General features: G+C 65.5%; 11 protein-coding genes and 1 tRNA gene. 3 read left to right on the forward strand and 9 right to left on the reverse strand.

What is annotated here, in order from left to right; translation table 11 throughout:
• Positions 1-220: 220 nt before the first annotated feature.
• A tRNA-Leu gene (locus FKZ61_RS14740) sits at positions 221-301 on the reverse strand.
• A 283-nt stretch (positions 302-584) separates the two neighbouring features.
• Here FKZ61_RS14740 and FKZ61_RS14745 point away from each other — a divergent pair.
• A complete protein-coding gene (locus FKZ61_RS14745) occupies positions 585-2,324 on the forward strand; it encodes an Rqc2 family fibronectin-binding protein (protein WP_141610894.1) in 1,740 nt (579 codons plus the stop codon).
• 96 nt (positions 2,325-2,420) lie between these two features.
• Here the strand turns inward: FKZ61_RS14745 and FKZ61_RS14750 are convergent, their stop codons facing one another.
• From FKZ61_RS14750 to FKZ61_RS14760, 3 genes are all read right to left on the reverse strand, one after another.
• Complete coding sequence (locus tag FKZ61_RS14750) at positions 2,421-2,807, reverse strand: hypothetical protein (RefSeq protein ID WP_141610895.1); 387 nt, start codon at positions 2,805-2,807, stop codon at positions 2,421-2,423.
• Positions 2,800-3,948 (reverse strand): GNAT family N-acetyltransferase, encoded by a 1,149-nt coding sequence (locus tag FKZ61_RS14755; RefSeq protein ID WP_141610896.1) that lies wholly within the window; start codon positions 3,946-3,948, stop codon positions 2,800-2,802. Before FKZ61_RS14755 ends, FKZ61_RS14750 begins: the two co-directional genes overlap by 8 nt.
• A gap of 110 nt (positions 3,949-4,058) precedes the next feature.
• Entirely contained in the window at positions 4,059-6,950 is a 2,892-nt protein-coding gene (locus FKZ61_RS14760) for a lamin tail domain-containing protein (protein ID WP_141610897.1), read from the reverse strand.
• A gap of 603 nt (positions 6,951-7,553) precedes the next feature.
• Here FKZ61_RS14760 and FKZ61_RS14765 point away from each other — a divergent pair.
• Together FKZ61_RS14765 and FKZ61_RS14770 are read left to right on the forward strand one after the other, a co-directional pair.
• Positions 7,554-8,690 (forward strand): DNA double-strand break repair nuclease NurA, encoded by a 1,137-nt coding sequence (locus tag FKZ61_RS14765; protein ID WP_170199767.1) that lies wholly within the window; start codon positions 7,554-7,556, stop codon positions 8,688-8,690.
• A 149-nt stretch (positions 8,691-8,839) separates the two neighbouring features.
• On the forward strand, positions 8,840-10,321 hold the full coding sequence (locus FKZ61_RS14770; RefSeq protein ID WP_141610899.1) for an AI-2E family transporter: 1,482 nt from the start codon (positions 8,840-8,842) through the stop codon (positions 10,319-10,321).
• Positions 10,322-10,329: 8 nt separating this feature from the next.
• On the opposite strand, the gene tsaD is transcribed toward FKZ61_RS14770, so the two are convergent.
• From tsaD to FKZ61_RS14795, 5 genes are read right to left on the reverse strand one after another with little or no spacing between them, the layout of a single operon-like run.
• The gene (gene tsaD, locus FKZ61_RS14775; protein WP_141610900.1) at positions 10,330-11,397 is read right to left on the reverse strand and encodes a tRNA (adenosine(37)-N6)-threonylcarbamoyltransferase complex transferase subunit TsaD; all 1,068 of its coding nucleotides are present in this window, start codon (positions 11,395-11,397) and stop codon (positions 10,330-10,332) included.
• Positions 11,394-12,476: a glycosyltransferase family 4 protein gene (locus FKZ61_RS14780; RefSeq protein ID WP_141610901.1), complete on the reverse strand. Its 1,083-nt coding sequence runs from the start codon at positions 12,474-12,476 to the stop codon at positions 11,394-11,396. The genes tsaD and FKZ61_RS14780 overlap by 4 nt, the downstream gene beginning before the upstream one ends.
• Before the next feature lie 15 nt (positions 12,477-12,491).
• Positions 12,492-13,835, reverse strand: a complete 1,344-nt coding sequence (asnS, locus tag FKZ61_RS14785; protein ID WP_170199769.1) for an asparagine--tRNA ligase — start codon at positions 13,833-13,835, stop codon at positions 12,492-12,494.
• Positions 13,836-13,852: 17 nt separating this feature from the next.
• Positions 13,853-14,329 carry a hypothetical protein gene (locus tag FKZ61_RS14790; protein ID WP_141610903.1) on the reverse strand — a complete coding sequence of 159 codons (477 nt, stop codon included), beginning with the start codon at positions 14,327-14,329 and terminating at the stop codon, positions 13,853-13,855.
• Between the two features lie 47 nt (positions 14,330-14,376).
• Positions 14,377-15,126: a LysM peptidoglycan-binding domain-containing protein gene (locus FKZ61_RS14795; RefSeq protein ID WP_141610904.1), complete on the reverse strand. Its 750-nt coding sequence runs from the start codon at positions 15,124-15,126 to the stop codon at positions 14,377-14,379.
• Positions 15,127-15,276: the final 150 nt, after the last annotated feature.

A 15,276-nucleotide genomic window follows, 5' to 3' on the forward strand; every position in this document is an offset into this window, starting at 1 on the left:
GGCGGGCCGGAGACCCGCCCGCTGTCGTCAGCCACGAAAGGGTGCCGGTTTGCCGGAGGGGCGGCTGGAAGCCGGCCGATGGTGCCACTTTCCGGCGGGTGAAGGGAGGGCGACGGATGCGCAGCTGCGAGCTGCGCCTACGCGAGGGGCGCCCATTTCCGTCGGTGCGGGCCGGAGACCTGCCTTATCTGGTCCGGACAGGGCGCCTGGAGAAAGCTAGTAGGTCGGGTGGGATTCGAACCCACACGGGTTACCCCGACGGATTTTAAGTCCGTTGCGTCTGCCGTTCCGCCACCGACCCCCGGTGGCTACATTCTAGCCATTCCAGGCGGGGCTGTCAACGTGGCGGGGCGGGCGGGGTATGGTTCAAGATCGTCGGGATTCTCCCATCGGACGCCGCTGCAGGGGCGCTGCTTGCTGCGCCCGCCTATGCCGGACAGGGCTCTGCTACAAAAAGCTACAGGTGACACGGATTCTTTCTCTGGAAAATCTGTGTTCATCTGTGAAATCGGCGGTTTCTGCAGTGGAGTCAGGGGCATGGTAAGATGGAGGCCACGGAAAGTCTGTTCTAGAGGAGTGATGCCTTGCACTTCGATGCGTTGACCCTGGCCTGTGTGGTCCAGGAATTGACCGGCCAGTTGGTGGAGGGGCGGATCCAGAACGTGGTGATGCCCGATGAGCGTGCGGTGGGCCTGGAAATCTATGCCAACCGGACGCGGCACTACCTGCTCTGCCATACCGGAGAGCCGACGGGCCGCCTCCACCTGGTGGACTTCAAGCTGCGCCGGGGCGTAGAGGGGGCGTCTCCCCTGCTCCTCCTGTTGCGCAAATTCGCCCGGGGAGCCAGAATTCAGGAGGTGCGCCAGTGGTCACCCATCGAGCGGGTGGCTTGCCTGGAGCTGGAGCATCCGGAGCACGGCCCCTCCACGCTGGTGGTGGAGCTGGTGGGACGGCGCAGTAACGTGGTCCTCCTGGATGGGGAAGGCACGATTCGGGACTGTCTGGTCCGGGTGCCGCCATCCGAACGGGCCCAGCGACTGCTTTTGCCCGGCCATGTCTACCAGGAGCCGCCACCCCAGGAGGGGTTGCTGCCCTGGGACGACGGCTCGACCGACTACTATCAGCGCCTGGCCGCGCTGGTGCAGAAGCCTGGCCCGTTGTGGCGGACGCTGGTGTCGGGCGTGGCGGGCATGAGCCCGACGCTGGCGCGAGAGGTGGCCTGGCGCGCGTGTGGCCGGGCGGACGCGGCCGCGACGGACGCCGAGCCCCTGGCCGTGGTCCAGGCCCTGCAGGCGCTCTGGGCCCCCGTTCGGGAGGGCGGTTGGGAACCTGGTCTGGTATTCGACGATGGCCAGCTCTGGGGCTTCGCGCCCTACCACCTGCATTTTCGGGGGCGCTTCCAGCCCACGACTTCCATGAGTGAAGCGTTGGCTCGCTTTTTCCTGGCCGGCCCCGGCGCGGACAGGCCGCCAGATCCCTACGCTGGCCTGCGGGGGGAGGTGGCGGCCCAGCTGCGGCGGGCCCGGGAGCGGCTGACGCGCCAGCTGGAGGCCCTGCAGGGCGATGAACCGGCTCCGGGGGAAGCCGAGGCCCTGCGCACCCAGGCCCAGTGGCTCCTGGCCCTTGCCAGCCAGATCCAGCCCGGCCAGGATCGGCTGGATGTGGATCTGGGGGAGGAGGTATTGTCCATCCCCCTGCGGCCCGATCTCTCGCCGGTGGCCCAGGCCGAGCGCATGTTTCGCCAGGCCGCCAAACTGGAGCGGGCGGCGGTGGTCATTCCCCAGCGCCGGGCCGCCCTGGAGGCGGATCTGACCTATCTGGATCAGTTGGAGACCGATCTGGCCCTGGCCGAGGATCAGCCGGCAATTGCCGCGGTGCAGGAGGAGTTGCGGGCCACCGGGCTGGCGGCGGCCCGGGGTAAGAAGCCGCGTACCCACGCCAGAAGCCAGGAAGGTGCCCCCTTGCGCCTGCGCACCGGGGACGGCTGGGAGATCCTGGTGGGGCGCAACGCCCGGCAAAACGACGCGGTCACCTTCCGCCTCTCCCATCCCGACGACCTGTGGTGCCACGTGCGGGACCTGCCCGGCGCCCATGTGGTGATTCGTTCCCAGGGCCGGCCGGTGCCGCCGGTGGTGGTGGAGGCAGCGGCCCGGGTGGCGGCCTACTTCTCCCGGGCCCGGGATGAGCGCGCGGTGCCGGTGGCGGTGACGCGACGGCGCTTCGTCAGCCGCCAGCCGGGCGGTCGTCCCGGCCAGGTCTACTATCGCCAGGAAGAGACCCTGGTGGTACCGGCCACCCTGCCCGATTCCCTTCTCCCGGCCTGAGGAATGGGCGGCGGGGCTGGCGGTGTCGGGCGGACACGGAGGCCCGTCTTCTTTGCGGGCGCGGCGTATGGCTGCGCAAGGTGTTGGTGCCAGCAGTCAGAAGTCGATGCGGATATCGCCCCGGCGCCGGCGGCGTTCGGCCCGTTCCTGGGCCTGCCGAACGGGCTTTTCCGTCTTTTCCAGCAGGCTGTCGATGAGGGCCCGGGCGGCCAGCAGGGCCTCCCGGCGAGCCGCGTAGGCGTGTACCCAAAACTCTTCCGAGAGGCCCAAATCGTTGTGGCGCAGTTCTTCCAGCACCCCCGTGGCCCCCTCCGCCAGCCAGGCCAGCAAGTTGAAGGCGTTCTCTCGCTGGGAGGCAGGCCGCCGGGGGGGCGGCTCGTAGGGGGGTGTCTCCTGGCTGCCGGCTGCAGTCTCGGGTCCACCCGCCTCCTGGCGAGGATCTGGTTCTCGGTTGGCGTTGGGGTTGGAGGATCTGCTAGTCATTGCCTTCCTGTCGATACACAAGAATCCGCATGACGTCGTAGTCGTGGCTGCCGAAACGGTACTTGTACTCTTCGTCGCCCTGCATGAAGTCGAACAGGCGGCAGCCACAGGCGATGGCGTACTGGATGCAGTACGCCAGAAGCACCCAGCCCGGGCTCAGGTGGGCATAGGAATCGGGATCGTAGCCGGAGTTATAGAGGAGAAAGCGGCGGTTGTATTCGAAGGCGAAGAGGGCCGCGGCCTTTTCCCCGTTCAGGGTCAGGTAGCAGAGGCGCAGATAGCCGGCGTCGAACATGGTCTGCGCCATGGCCATGAAGAAGCGGCGCATCTCCGGCGTCATGAACTCGGCCTTGTCCTCCCGGCTGGCCCGCTGCAGCGCCACGAAGTCGTCCACCTCCGCGGTCAGGTTGTGTTGGGGGCCAACAATCACAAAACCCACATCGGCTTCCCGCTCGGCCCGCCGTTGCTTGCGGCGGATTTCATGGCGTTGTTTTTTGTCCACCAGCTCCTGGAGGTAGGTCTCGTAGCGCAGGGGCAGCTCGAATTGGGGCGCCACATCTTCCTTCAGGACCAGGACCTGGTCGCCGGTCTCCTCCAGAAGGGGGGGCAGGATTCGGTAGGTGAGGCTGTCCTGGGGCAGGTTACAGAGGTCCAGCACATCCCACGCCGGCGCTTCGTCCCCGTAGAGCCAATCCCGGAAGGCGGCATAGACGGCTTCCTCCCAGCCTTTGGCCACGATCATGTCCAGGTAATCGCTGACTTCGATGCAGCCGACCCAGTTGAACTTGCGCTTGCCGGCCAGCTCTCCCTCGGTTACCTCGGTCAGGTAGAGGGGGGCGATTCCCACCAGCCGGCCGTCGCTGGTTCGCCGAAAGGCGATGATCCAGAGTTCGCCTTCTCCCAGATGTTTCCACCAGGTTGTCTGCCATTCATGGGTTAGGAAGATAGTATCGAAGCGGGAGCGCTTGAGCAGGCTGTTCCACTCATCGGCAAGGGCATCAAAGCCGTTCGGGGTGCTTTGGGGTCCGTAGACCGTCCACTCGACCTCCGGCCTGGCGGGGGCGGACCGCTGGGCCGGGCCGGCGTCGGTGGTACACTCTGCCGTTGTGGCCTTGTCTGCACAAAGATTTCCGGTCGTCATGGTTTCTCCGCTTGTGTGTTCGCTGATTCCGCGCATAGAAATAGCGCCGCCACAGACAGCGCTACAATTATTATAGCGGAGATGGCACGAAATCACAAGCGGGTCATGGGTCAGGATGGCCGTTGCCCCTGGCCCGACCTGCGGTTGCCCAGCAGCAGGAGGATGACCACGATGACCACGGGAATGGCCACCATGATGCCCACCCGGCGCAGCCGCTGGAGCCAGCTGCTGGTGGAAGGTGTCTCTTCATTCTGGTCGGCCGTATCCGTCGGGATCTCCTGAGCCTGGGCCGGAGCCGGCGCGGTGACCAGGTTGACGTCCGGCGTAGCCGCTGCTGCGGGCGCTTCAGGTGTTGGGGTGGCCGCCCCCTCGTCCTCATAGTTGCAGGCCCGGATGGAGACGTCGTCCACATACATGGCCGTGCGGCCGGCCATACCGTCGTTGTTGACGGCCAGCAGAAGGCGGATGGTGCGGCCCGCCAGAGGCGTGAGTTCGTGTTTCACCTGTAGCCAGCTTCGGGCGTCGGACTGCTCGCCCAGGATGCGGTCGATGAACTGGCCCGTAGCCTCGTCGTACAGGTCCACGTACTGGAGGTCGCCGGGTCCCGGATCCCCGTCCACCATAGGGAAGTAGCGGAACTCCAGGAAGATGTCGGAGACATGGGCGGGCAGCTCCACCGCCTGATCCGCCGCGCTGACGCTGCGCACATTTTCCAGATCCACGATCCCCAGACGCAGGGCCTGGCGGCTATTGTTGAAGGTCCGTTCTCCGGTGAAGACAGCCGGCCGCTCGCTGGGCATGATGCGCCAGCCCACGCCGGTTGCCTCGAAGCCGCCGTTGTTGACCAGCTCCACGCAGGGTTCCAGGGCAAGGACGGACGCCGGCGCGGCGGGGGTGGGCGTTTCCAGGGGCGGGGGCAGGAGGGCGGCTGCCGGCGTCTCGGGCGTTTCCGTGGGCGTCTCTGTGGATGTGGCCGTAGGGGATGGCGTGGGGGACGGTGTCTCAGTCGGCGCGGGAGGCTGGGGCGCTGCCATGGCGCTGCTCGGGGGCTCCGACGTGGCCGTTGCCTCCGGGTAGCAGACAATCAGAGAGACGTCGTCCAGATACATCCAGGTTCGGGAGGAGTTGCTGTCGTTGAAGACGTTGAAATAGACGTAGAAGCTCTGCCCCCGATAGGCGGTCAGGTCCTTCACTTCTTCCCCCCAGCCGCTCTCATTGTGGCGGACCCGGTGCAGGATACGCAGGGTTCGCCCGTGGGGCGTGAGCAGGATAACCTCCTGGCGATCACTTTGGGCGGTGGGGTTGTCGTCGGTGGCTTCTTCCGTCTTGTAGAGGTGCCACCAGCGGAGCTCCGCGGTGAGGGCGTTGCCGGGAATGCGCACCAGCTGGCGGATGGACGAATAGCTGACCCGGTCCTGGGTGCCCACATCCCGGGGGTTGCCCAGTTGCATGGAGCGCAGGCCGCCGTGCTTCTGGGCGCCGCTGTACTGGGCCGGGATGGGATCCCGGCCGAAGATCCAGCTTCCGTCCCGTTCAAAGTCTCCGTTGACCAAGATGTTGACACAACCTTCGGGAGGTGAGGGAGTCGCGCCCGGCGTGGGTGAGGTTGGCGTGGCCGTGGGCGCTGTTTGTCCTGGCGGCAGGGTGATGCAGTTGCTGCTGGCGTCTGTATTGGCCTGGCCCGGCGTGGTGCAGCGCACGCTGAAGTCGATGCTGTTGCGGTTGATGTCCACGCCATCCGGGTAGCGGGAAATGCCGCTCCCTGCCACCAGTTGCGCGGCGGCAGGCTGGATGCCGGTCCCCTCGGTGTAGGGGGGAGCACTGTTGCCCCCAAAGCTGACGGCATCCACCACGTTCACTCCGTAGGCCACGGCCACCGCTGCCGGCACCACGTTGACCATCAGGTCGTCCTGGGTGGTGGGATCCAGGTCACAGTTTGGCACATCCGCCTGGCTGGCACAGATGACGTAGTACTGGCCTGGCCCCAGGGTGACGTTGGGCAGGTCGATGGTCTGGTAGACGATGGCGCCACCGCCGGTGCCATCCACCAGTTGGACCGTGTAGGGGTCCAGGTTGACGTCCCGGTTGGTGATGTTCTTCAGCTCGATGAACTCGGTGTCATCTGGGCCGGGCTGGAAGTAGGCCACCTCGTTGACCACCAACAGATTGGCGAAGGTAACGGGGCCGGGCGCCAACAGGTCGAAGTTGAGGATGCCGCTGCCATAGTCGAACACTTCGCCTGCGTTGGCGTGGGTGATGAACTGGTTGCTGACCGTGCTGTAGGTGTCGCCGATGTCGGGGTAGTCCCGGACCAGCATGGCAAAGAGTTGGATGGCGGGTTGGTCAAAGGCCAGGTGGACGCCGACGCCCGTCTGGCTGTAGTTGAGCCTGGCTTCAAAGCCTCGGGTCTGGTTGCCGCTGGCCGGGTTGGCGCCCAAATTGCCCGCAGTCTGGTTGCCCAGGGGCGTATTGGGGCCGCCGCCACTGCCAAAACTGCCCGAGAGGGTGTAGAGATCCCAGAAGTAGTTGCCCAGCCCATCCGTGCCGATGGCCAGCACGTAGTCCGGCAGGAAGCCAGCGTCAAAAAGAATGTTGGGGTTGAGGTTCTGGATGGCCGGGGGAGGGCTGCCGTCCCGGCCGAAATCGGTGTTGGGATAGCCCCCGCTGCGGGAGTCAATGAAGAGCAGAATGCGGTTGCCGCTCTGGATGGCGCCGGCCACGCCCAGGTACAGGGAGTCCCCGACTATCTTCGCATAGAGACCGTTGATCTCGTTTCCTGTGCCGAAGCTGGAGTCCGGCCCGCCCTGGCTCGTCCCCAGGAGTTGCCAGTCCGGTTCCGTCAGATTGCCGTCCAATGCAATCTCCGCGGCTGCGCTTCCCGGCAGGGTTAACACCAGCACCAGGGCCCACAGCAAGGGGATCAGCAGGCGTCGGCCCCATCGGATGGCCTGGGCCTGTTCAGGTGCCGGGTCTGTTCTCAAGCGCCGCCGTTCTGTTCTCATTCCCAAATCCTTTCACCCTTCGGTTGGGCCATTTTTCCTGTCCCCGGGCGCATTACCGGGCATGTCAACGTCAGTACTTCCTGATTGTTGCCCATTGGCGACGTAAACATCCTCAGATGCGCTTCCGTCCCGCCTGGCCGTGGCAGAAAATCCGTTCAAAACGGACAGAGTCAAGCCGGGTACCATCCGACCCGTGGAGTGCGTTTTAACGCACTTGGGGTGTGCCAGCCGATGATTTCAATCATCGGCCCAAGGCTGGCCACGGTCTCATACAGAGCGACCTATTGCGCCGCGGGGAATGAAAAGAGATGAATCTGCGTTCATCTGCGTCCTTTTTCAGGGCAGGATGCCGACTCCGCGTCAAAATCGTGAACGCTTGAGAGTGTATCACGGACCCGCTACCCGGACAATGGGCGCACCCGATTCCCTGCCGTGTGACCGTGTTGCCTGCCATGCCCCGCGGGCGGCCTGTGATATAATGAAAGGGAGTATGACTGCCGACTGCCGTCGTTCGGATGCCATTCATCAAGTGTAGACGTGATTCACCGAGAAAAAGTAATTGCCGCTTTGGAAGAGAAGCGGGATCGGTTTCGGGATTTTGCCGTGGACCATCGGGCGCAGCAGACCTGGCTGGCGCAGCAGCTGGCCTATCTGCAGCAGGCCGACAGCCAGATCATCCGCGACAGGCTGGTCCAGATGGGCGTCGAGCGGCCCGGTGCCCTCCCCACGGCCGAGTTGGATCAGGCCCAAGGCCTGCGTCTGGCCTTCTCCTGCCATTGGCAGAACCACCAGGAGGCCCGTTCCTGGGCCCTGGATGTGCTCCAGGAGCGGCCGGTCTTCGCCGTCGACGGCAGCCAGATCACCCCGACCAAGGACTTTTCCATCCCCGTGGGCGCCGTCCAGGTGGGCTGGTTTATCAACTATCACACCCCAGGCGGAAGATACGTCAAAGATGTGGCGTTTGAAATCCTGGCGCCCCAGGAGCTGGGCGAGGCCCCCACGGACGACGACACAGACCGGGGCTTTCCCGACTGGCGGGTGAACCAGTTGCGTTTCGTGCGGGAATGTGAGAAGCATTGTCAGTTGCTGGAAGCGTTGGCGACCACGCCGGCCTCCCGCCTGCCGGCTGCCTTCTTTGACGGTTCCCTGATCATCAGCTTCGCCGGCCAGATGCGCCCGGAGCGCCGCCGGCCCTACGTCCGGGCCGTGCGGGATCTGTTGGCCTGTTCCCAGCGGTATGCCATCCCGGTGATAGGTTTTGTGGATAGCTCCTACAGCCGGGACCTGGTCACCCTGCTGGAGGTCCTCTCGGGCAGGCCTGACAGCGTGGCCTGGAGCGATGCGGGGCTGGTGGATGACCTGCTACCGGGCTGGGGGGATCGCACCCCCTTTTTCCTCTGTGCCCGGGACGATCCCCTCAGCCAGCACGGCGATGCCGACTTTTACAACCAGGTGGCGTTTACCTATGTCCGATTGGCCGGGGAACGCCCTCCGGCGCGGGTGGAAGTGCCGGCTTGGGTGTTGGAGGCCGGCCTGGCTGAAGAGGTGGTGGACCTGGTGCGAGCCCAGTGCGTGGTGGGCACCGGCTATCCCTACGTCATCGAGACGGCCGATGCCCTGGCCGTCATCAGCCAGGAAGATCGCCAGCGTTTCTATGCCCTGTTTCAGCAGTTTGCCCTGCAGGAGGGGCTGCCCTTCACCCAGGCGCGCAAGGCCCTGAGCAAGCGCCTGCGGCGTTGAGGCGCGACCTCACCCCCGGGATCGGGTTTTAGTATTGGAAGGTCGGCAGTTCAGCCGGCCGGCCCCGCCCCAAGGACGGCCGCCGCTGAAGGCCAGGCGGGGCGATTTGCGGGGCAATTTACGGTGCAGGTTGGTTCATTGGGTGAACTATGAACAACAACCCTGAGTCGAAGGAATCGGTGCCGGTCGAGGCCGGGCAGGCCCGCCACCAGGCATCTGTTCCTGCATACCCGGCCCCGCCGGAGGTGACTACCTATGCGGCCAGTTCATCCTGGGACGCAGCCACCAAGCGCACAGTGGTGGTCATCCTGCTGGTGGCCATGGTCGGCATCTTCTGGATCAGCCGGCCGGTGTTGCCCATGCTGGTCATCGCCGGCGTGGTCGCCTATCTCCTCAACCCCATCGTCGACCTGTTGGAGCGCCTGCGCATCCCGCGCAGCGTCAGCACCGTTATCCTCTTTTTGCTGGGCCTGGTCGCGGTCATCCTGACGCCGATACTGCTGGCGCCCATCCTGCTCCAGCAGCTGGCCTCCCTGAACTTCGACGTGCCCAGCACGGCGGTCAGCTTCCTGAGTTGGCTCACCCGGACCTTCAACAGCCTGCCGGACACGGTGGAGATCTTGGGCTTCGAGGTGCCCCTGGATGGGGTCACCCAGCAGTTTGAGGCCGGCATTCAAAACTTCACCTTCATCCCCACCCTGGCCGAAATCCTCAGCTATTTCCAGCAGCTCATCAGCACGGCCACCAACGTGGTCAGCAGCACGGCAGCCATCGGCGTCAGCGTCGTGGGGGGGATCGTCCAGTTCCTGATCACCTTCCTGGTGGTCTTCTTCCTGAGCCTTTACCTTACCAAGGATGCTCCCCTGATTCGGGAGTATGTGGAGGGCCTCTTCCCCCGCTCATACCAGTCGGAATGGATCGACCTTCTCCGGCGGATGGGCTACATCTGGCAGGCTTTCTTCCGGGGACAGATCATCCTGAGCGTGACGGTGGGGATGACCACCTGGCTGGCCCTGACCCTGGCCGGCATGCCCGGCGCACTGATCCTGGCCATTCTGGCCGGCGCCATGGAGGTGATCCCCAACCTGGGGCCGGTGCTGGCCATGATCCCCGCGGTCATCGTGGCCCTGATCCAGGGGAGTACCGTCCTCGATGCCTATGGGATCAACAACTTTGGCTTCGCCCTCATTACCATCGGCATCTACTTTGTGATCCAACAGGCGGAGAACAACATCCTGGTGCCCCGCATCATCGGCAAGGGGGTGAACCTGCATCCCATCGTGGTGATCTGCGGCGTGGCCATCGGCTTCAACCTGGCGGGTGTCCTGGGCGCGTTCTTCGCAGCGCCGGTCATTGCCAGCCTGCGGGTGTTGGGCAGCTACATCCACGCCAAGCTGCTGGACTACCCGCCGTTCTTGGGCCAGGAGTTACCGCCACCCCGCCGTCGGACCGCGGTGACCTATCGGCGGACCGTGCGGGGCGATGAGCTGACAGCCGTGGAGGAGCCGCGGCCAGAGCATCCCGACGTGCAGGCACGCCAGGCCCCCGGCAGCCCCATCCCCCAGCATGAGAGTCGTTCGGATGGACCCGAGCCGCCCACCGATGGGGTGACCAGCTCCCTGCGGGCGTAGCGGGCTGGTCAATCGGACTCGGTGGGCAGGGGCAGGGTCGCGAAGACATCCAGGCCCAGGTCGCCCACGGCTGCCGGGTCCTGTTGCCAGCGGTAGTAGGCCGCAGCCCCGATCATGGTGGCGTTGTCCGTGCACAGGGCCAGGGGCGGGATGTAGAGGGGCAGCCCGGCCTGGGCACACCGCTCCTGGGCCAGCGTCCGCAGCCGGGCGTTGGCGCTGACGCCGCCACAGATACACACCTGGCGCGCGCCGTAGGTGAGCGCGGCATCCAGGGTCTTGGATACCAACACCTCTGCCACCACCTCCTGAAACGAAGCTGCAATGTGGGCCGCCGTCTCTGGATCCTGGGGATTCACTCCTTCGGCCTCCAGTTGCCGGGTCAGGTTGAGCACGGCCGTCTTTAGCCCAGAGAAGCTGAAGTTGAAACGATGCTCTTCCTGTTGCATGAGGGGACGGGGCAGGTCAAAGCGGGTGGCATCTCCCTGCTGGGCCGCCCGCTGGATGGCCGGGCCGCCGGGGAAGCCCAGCCCCAGGAGCCGGGCCACCTTGTCGAAGGCCTCGCCCGCGGCGTCGTCCAGGGTGCTGCCCAGCTGGCGGTACCGGCCGTGGCCATGCATCAGGATGAGCTCGGTATGGCCACCGGAGACGATCAGGACGACCACAGGGAAGATGGGCTCCGGCACTTCGCCCGTCTGGCCGGGCAGGGCCACCCAGTTGCTGTAGATGTGCCCCTCCAGGTGATTCACCGGCAGCAGCGGTAATCCGCTGGCGAAGGCCAGCCCCTTGGCGGTGTTGACACCCACCAGCAGGCTGCCAGCCAATCCCGGGCCATGGGTCACCGCGATGGCGTCCAGCGCGCTCACATGGGGCACCCCGGCCTGTTCCAGGGCCTGCTGGATCACCGTCTGGATGGCCAGCACATGTTGGCGGCTGGCCACCTCTGGGAAGACGCCGCCGAAACGCCGGTGGAGCTCGATCTGGGTGGCGACCACATTGCTCAATGCCTGGCGGCCATCCACCACCACGGCCGCCGCAGTCTCATCACAGCTTGTTTCAATGGCCAGAATTTTGGTCATGTTCTCTGTTCCTGTCTGTCGGTTCGGCTGGCCCAGACCAGCACGGCCAGGGCCAGGGCACCCAATGCCAGCAAAGCGACCAGTTTGTACAGCCGGTCATCCAGCACCAGGGTCAACAGGCCGAAGAAGGCACAGAATGCCCAGTAGCCCATCACAATGGCCCGTTCGCTGAAGCCCAAATCCAGCAGCCGGAAGTGGAGGTGATCCCGTCCACCCTGGCCAGGCGACAGCCCCCGGCGCCAGCGGCTGACGATGAGCCAGGCCACGTCCAGGGCCGGCAGGCCCAGCACCAACATCACCGTAGCCAGCCGGGCACCGCCAATGATACCCAGGGCGGCCACGGCAAAGCCCAAAAAATAGCTGCCGCTGCTGCCCATGAAGATGCGGGCGGGGGCAAAGTTGTGGGGCAGGAAGCCCAAGGCCGCTCCCAGCAGGGCCAGGGGCAGCAGCGCCACGCTCAACTGGGGGGGCTGCACGGCAAAGATCATGTGCACCGCCAGCACCAGGCAGAGAATGGCGGTGACCCCCGTGGCCAGGCCGTTCAGCCCGTCCAGCCAGTTGATGGTGTTCATCATGGCCATAAACCAGAAGAGGGTCAGCGGCCAGACGATCCACCATGGGAAGCCATCCGGCCCGAAGAGGAACCCCTGGCCAAAGGGGTTGTTCACATGCTTGATGAAGATCAGGCCGGCGATGGCGATGACCCCGGCCACTGCCTGAATGACATACTGGGGGCCGCTGGAGAATTCCACCCGGTCGTCCACAAATCCCGCAACCACGCAGAAGAGGCTGCCAGCCAGAAGGGCCAGCAGCCGACGTCCCTCGTTGGGGTCGTGGCGGGGCGGAAACCACTCTGCCCACGCCGGCGGCAAAACGTGGGGCAGCAGGACGGTCAGCAAGACCGTCACGAAGAAGCTGCCAAAGAGGGCCAGGCCACCGGTGCGAGGGATGACCCCCTGGTGCCTGCGCCGGCCGCCGGGCCGGTCCACCAGGCCCAGGCGGTGACCCACCCGGGCGGCCACCGGGGTGAGGCTCCAACTGAGCAGCGCGGCAAAGAAGAGAACGGCCAGAAAGACCATGGGAAGAGGCCGCGTCTACGGGCGCAGGTTGTTCAAGAGGCGCGGGAAGGCGATGGTCTCTCGCACGTGTTCCAGGCCACAGATCCACGCCACCGTGCGCTCCACCCCCAGGCCGAACCCACTGTGCACCACCGAGCCATAGCGGCGCAGGTCCACGTACCAGCCGTACACCTCTTCGGGCAGATGATGCTGGCGGATGGCGGCCAGCAGCTTGTCCGGGTCGCTCATGCGCTCACTGCCGCCGATGATCTCGCCGTAGCCCTCCGGCGCCAGCAGATCCACACTGCGGCACACTTCCGGGCGGTCCGGTTCCGGCTCCATGTAGAAGGCCTTGGCCTGGGTCGGGAAGTGATGGACGAAGACCGGCTTCTCGAATTGGGCCGCCAGGTAGGTTTCGTGGGGGCTGCCGAAGTCGTCCCCCCACTCCATGGGCGGCACCGGATCGGGATAGCCGGGCACCAGTTCACCGGCGGCGGCTGCCCGGTTGATCATGGCCACGGCATCGTCGTAGTGCAGCCGGGGAAACGGCGGGCTCACCCTCTGCAGGTGGGTCAGATCCCGCTCCAGGACGCGCAGCTCCGGGCCCCGCTCCTCCAGGCAGCGCTGCACGATGTAGCTGACAAACTCCTCCGCGACCTCCATGAGCTGCTCCAGGTTACAGAAGGCGATCTCCGGCTCCACCATCCAAAATTCCTGGAGGTGGCGGCGGGTCTTGCTCTTTTCGGCCCGGAAGGTGGGGCCGAAGCAGTAGACCTTGCCAAAGGCGAAGATGTTGGCCTCGTTGTAGAGCTGGCCCGTCTGGGCCAGGTAGGCGGGCTCGCCGTGGTAATCGACCTGGAACAGGGTGGTGGTGCCTTCGGCTGCGGCCGGCGTGAGGATGGGCGTATCCACGTTGAGGAAGCCGTGGTCGTCCAGCCAGGTGCGAATGGCGCGCACAACGGTGGCCCGCACCCGCATGGCCGCCCACTGGCGGGACGAGCGCAGCCACAGGTGCCGGTGCTGCATCAGAAACTCGATGCCGTGCTCTTTGGGGGTGATGGGATAGGGCTCGGCGATCTGGATCACCTGCAGATCCTGGACGTCCACTTCGTAGCCGCCCGGGATGCCCGGCGCCCGCGGTTCCGCTTTGACCACGCCGGTGACGATCAGGCTACTCTCCTGGGTCAACTGCCGGGCGGCCTGGAAGGCTTCCTCGCTGACGTTGCCTTTGAAGACCACGGCCTGGCAGATGCCGGTGCCATCCCGCACCTGCAGGAAATAGAGCCGGCCTTTGCCGGTTTTGTGGTAGAGCCACCCCTGCAAGGTGACCGTTTCACCCACATGATGCTGAAGCTGTTCAATGGACACAACAGGGGCCACAATCCACTCCCATTCGCTTATTGATTTGTCTCGTCGCCAACAGGGCCTTCATCCGGGGGCGAACCTTCAGTCGCCGGGTCCCCTTCAGCCGGAAACAGGGGCGAGAGGTCGATTTTGAAATCCTCCAGCCGTCGCCCGATGTTGGAAAAGGGCTCCGAGCGGAAGTCGAAGGCCTCCCGGGTGGTAGGACGGATGACGTGGGTATAGATGAAGGCCGCTTTGACCACCTCGTATTCCCCGTTCGCCTCCTGGGACTCCTGGCGTTGTTCCGCCTCGGCCTGCTGCAGCTGGCGTTGCCGCTGCCGGCGCCGTCGGGCCCGGCGAGCCTGGCGGGTACGCTCGTCGGCGCGAGGGGTTGTCTGCCCACCGCCGCTGGCTTCTTTTTCCTGGTTGGCCCGTCGCCGCCGTTTGCGACGGAGGTAGCGGCGGCGGTCTCGGCGGCGAGACCGTTCCGAGCGGCTCTGCTGGCCGCGGGATTCTTGATCATTGGCCATAAACGTATGCTCCTGCCTGTTCCGATAGCCTGGACCTCCGGGATGCTTTACGGGATGACATAGCGGTGAACCTCGGTGCCCTGGGCGTTGAGGAGGCGCACGGCCATGCCCGGCTGCCACAGCGCGGCGATCTGCCCCCAATACAGGTCGATGCTGCTGTCCACGCCGGCCGCTGTGTGGAGCCGGACGCTGCCGCCTGGGAAGATGGGCAGGTTTCCGAAGGTGTAGGTGGGGCCGCCGTCCCGAACTACCTGCCACCCCTGCAGGTTGAAGGCCAGGTTGCTTTCATTCACGATCACAATCGCTTCGGCCTCCAGGTTGCCCACGCCCTCCACGCCCTGGATGATCACGCCCTGGGTGGGCGCAGCGGCCTCCGCCGGGCTGCTGCCCTCGGCCTGGCGCCGCACGGGGATCACCAACCGCTGTCCGGAGAAGACGAAATCTGGATTGGTCAGGTTGTTGGCTTCGGCGATCTCCTCCACGGTGACGTTGTAGCGGGTGGCGATGGCCAGGAGGCTGTCGCCGGCCTGCACGATGTAAATCTCCTCCTCGGCCGGCTGGGGCGTCGCTGTGGCTTCCTGCTGGGCTGGGGCCGTGGGGATGGAGGTCGCCGCCGGGGGGGGCGGCGTCTGGCCGACGGGTGCCGCCAGAATGGGCGTAGGCTGGGGGGTATAGAGCGCGGCCAACACCTCTGGATCTGGCCGTCGGGCTTCGAAGGCCCAGACCACACCCAGGGCAATGGCCAGGCTGATCATGGCGTTGACAACGATGACAAAGAGCAGTTGGCGGCGGTCCATGGCTCTGTCCCTCGCGGCACGGCCGATCCCATTCGGTCGGGCAACCACGCCCGGGCAACTGTGATCGGACCAATCTCCCCGGAGCCGGCAGGCGCGATTGTCCGTTCCCGTTTGATCCCGTTCGGTCCCGTTCGGTTTCAAGTGCCCCGA

The organism is Litorilinea aerophila (genome assembly GCF_006569185.2).
Classification (GTDB): Bacteria; Chloroflexota; Anaerolineae; order Caldilineales; family Caldilineaceae; genus Litorilinea; species Litorilinea aerophila.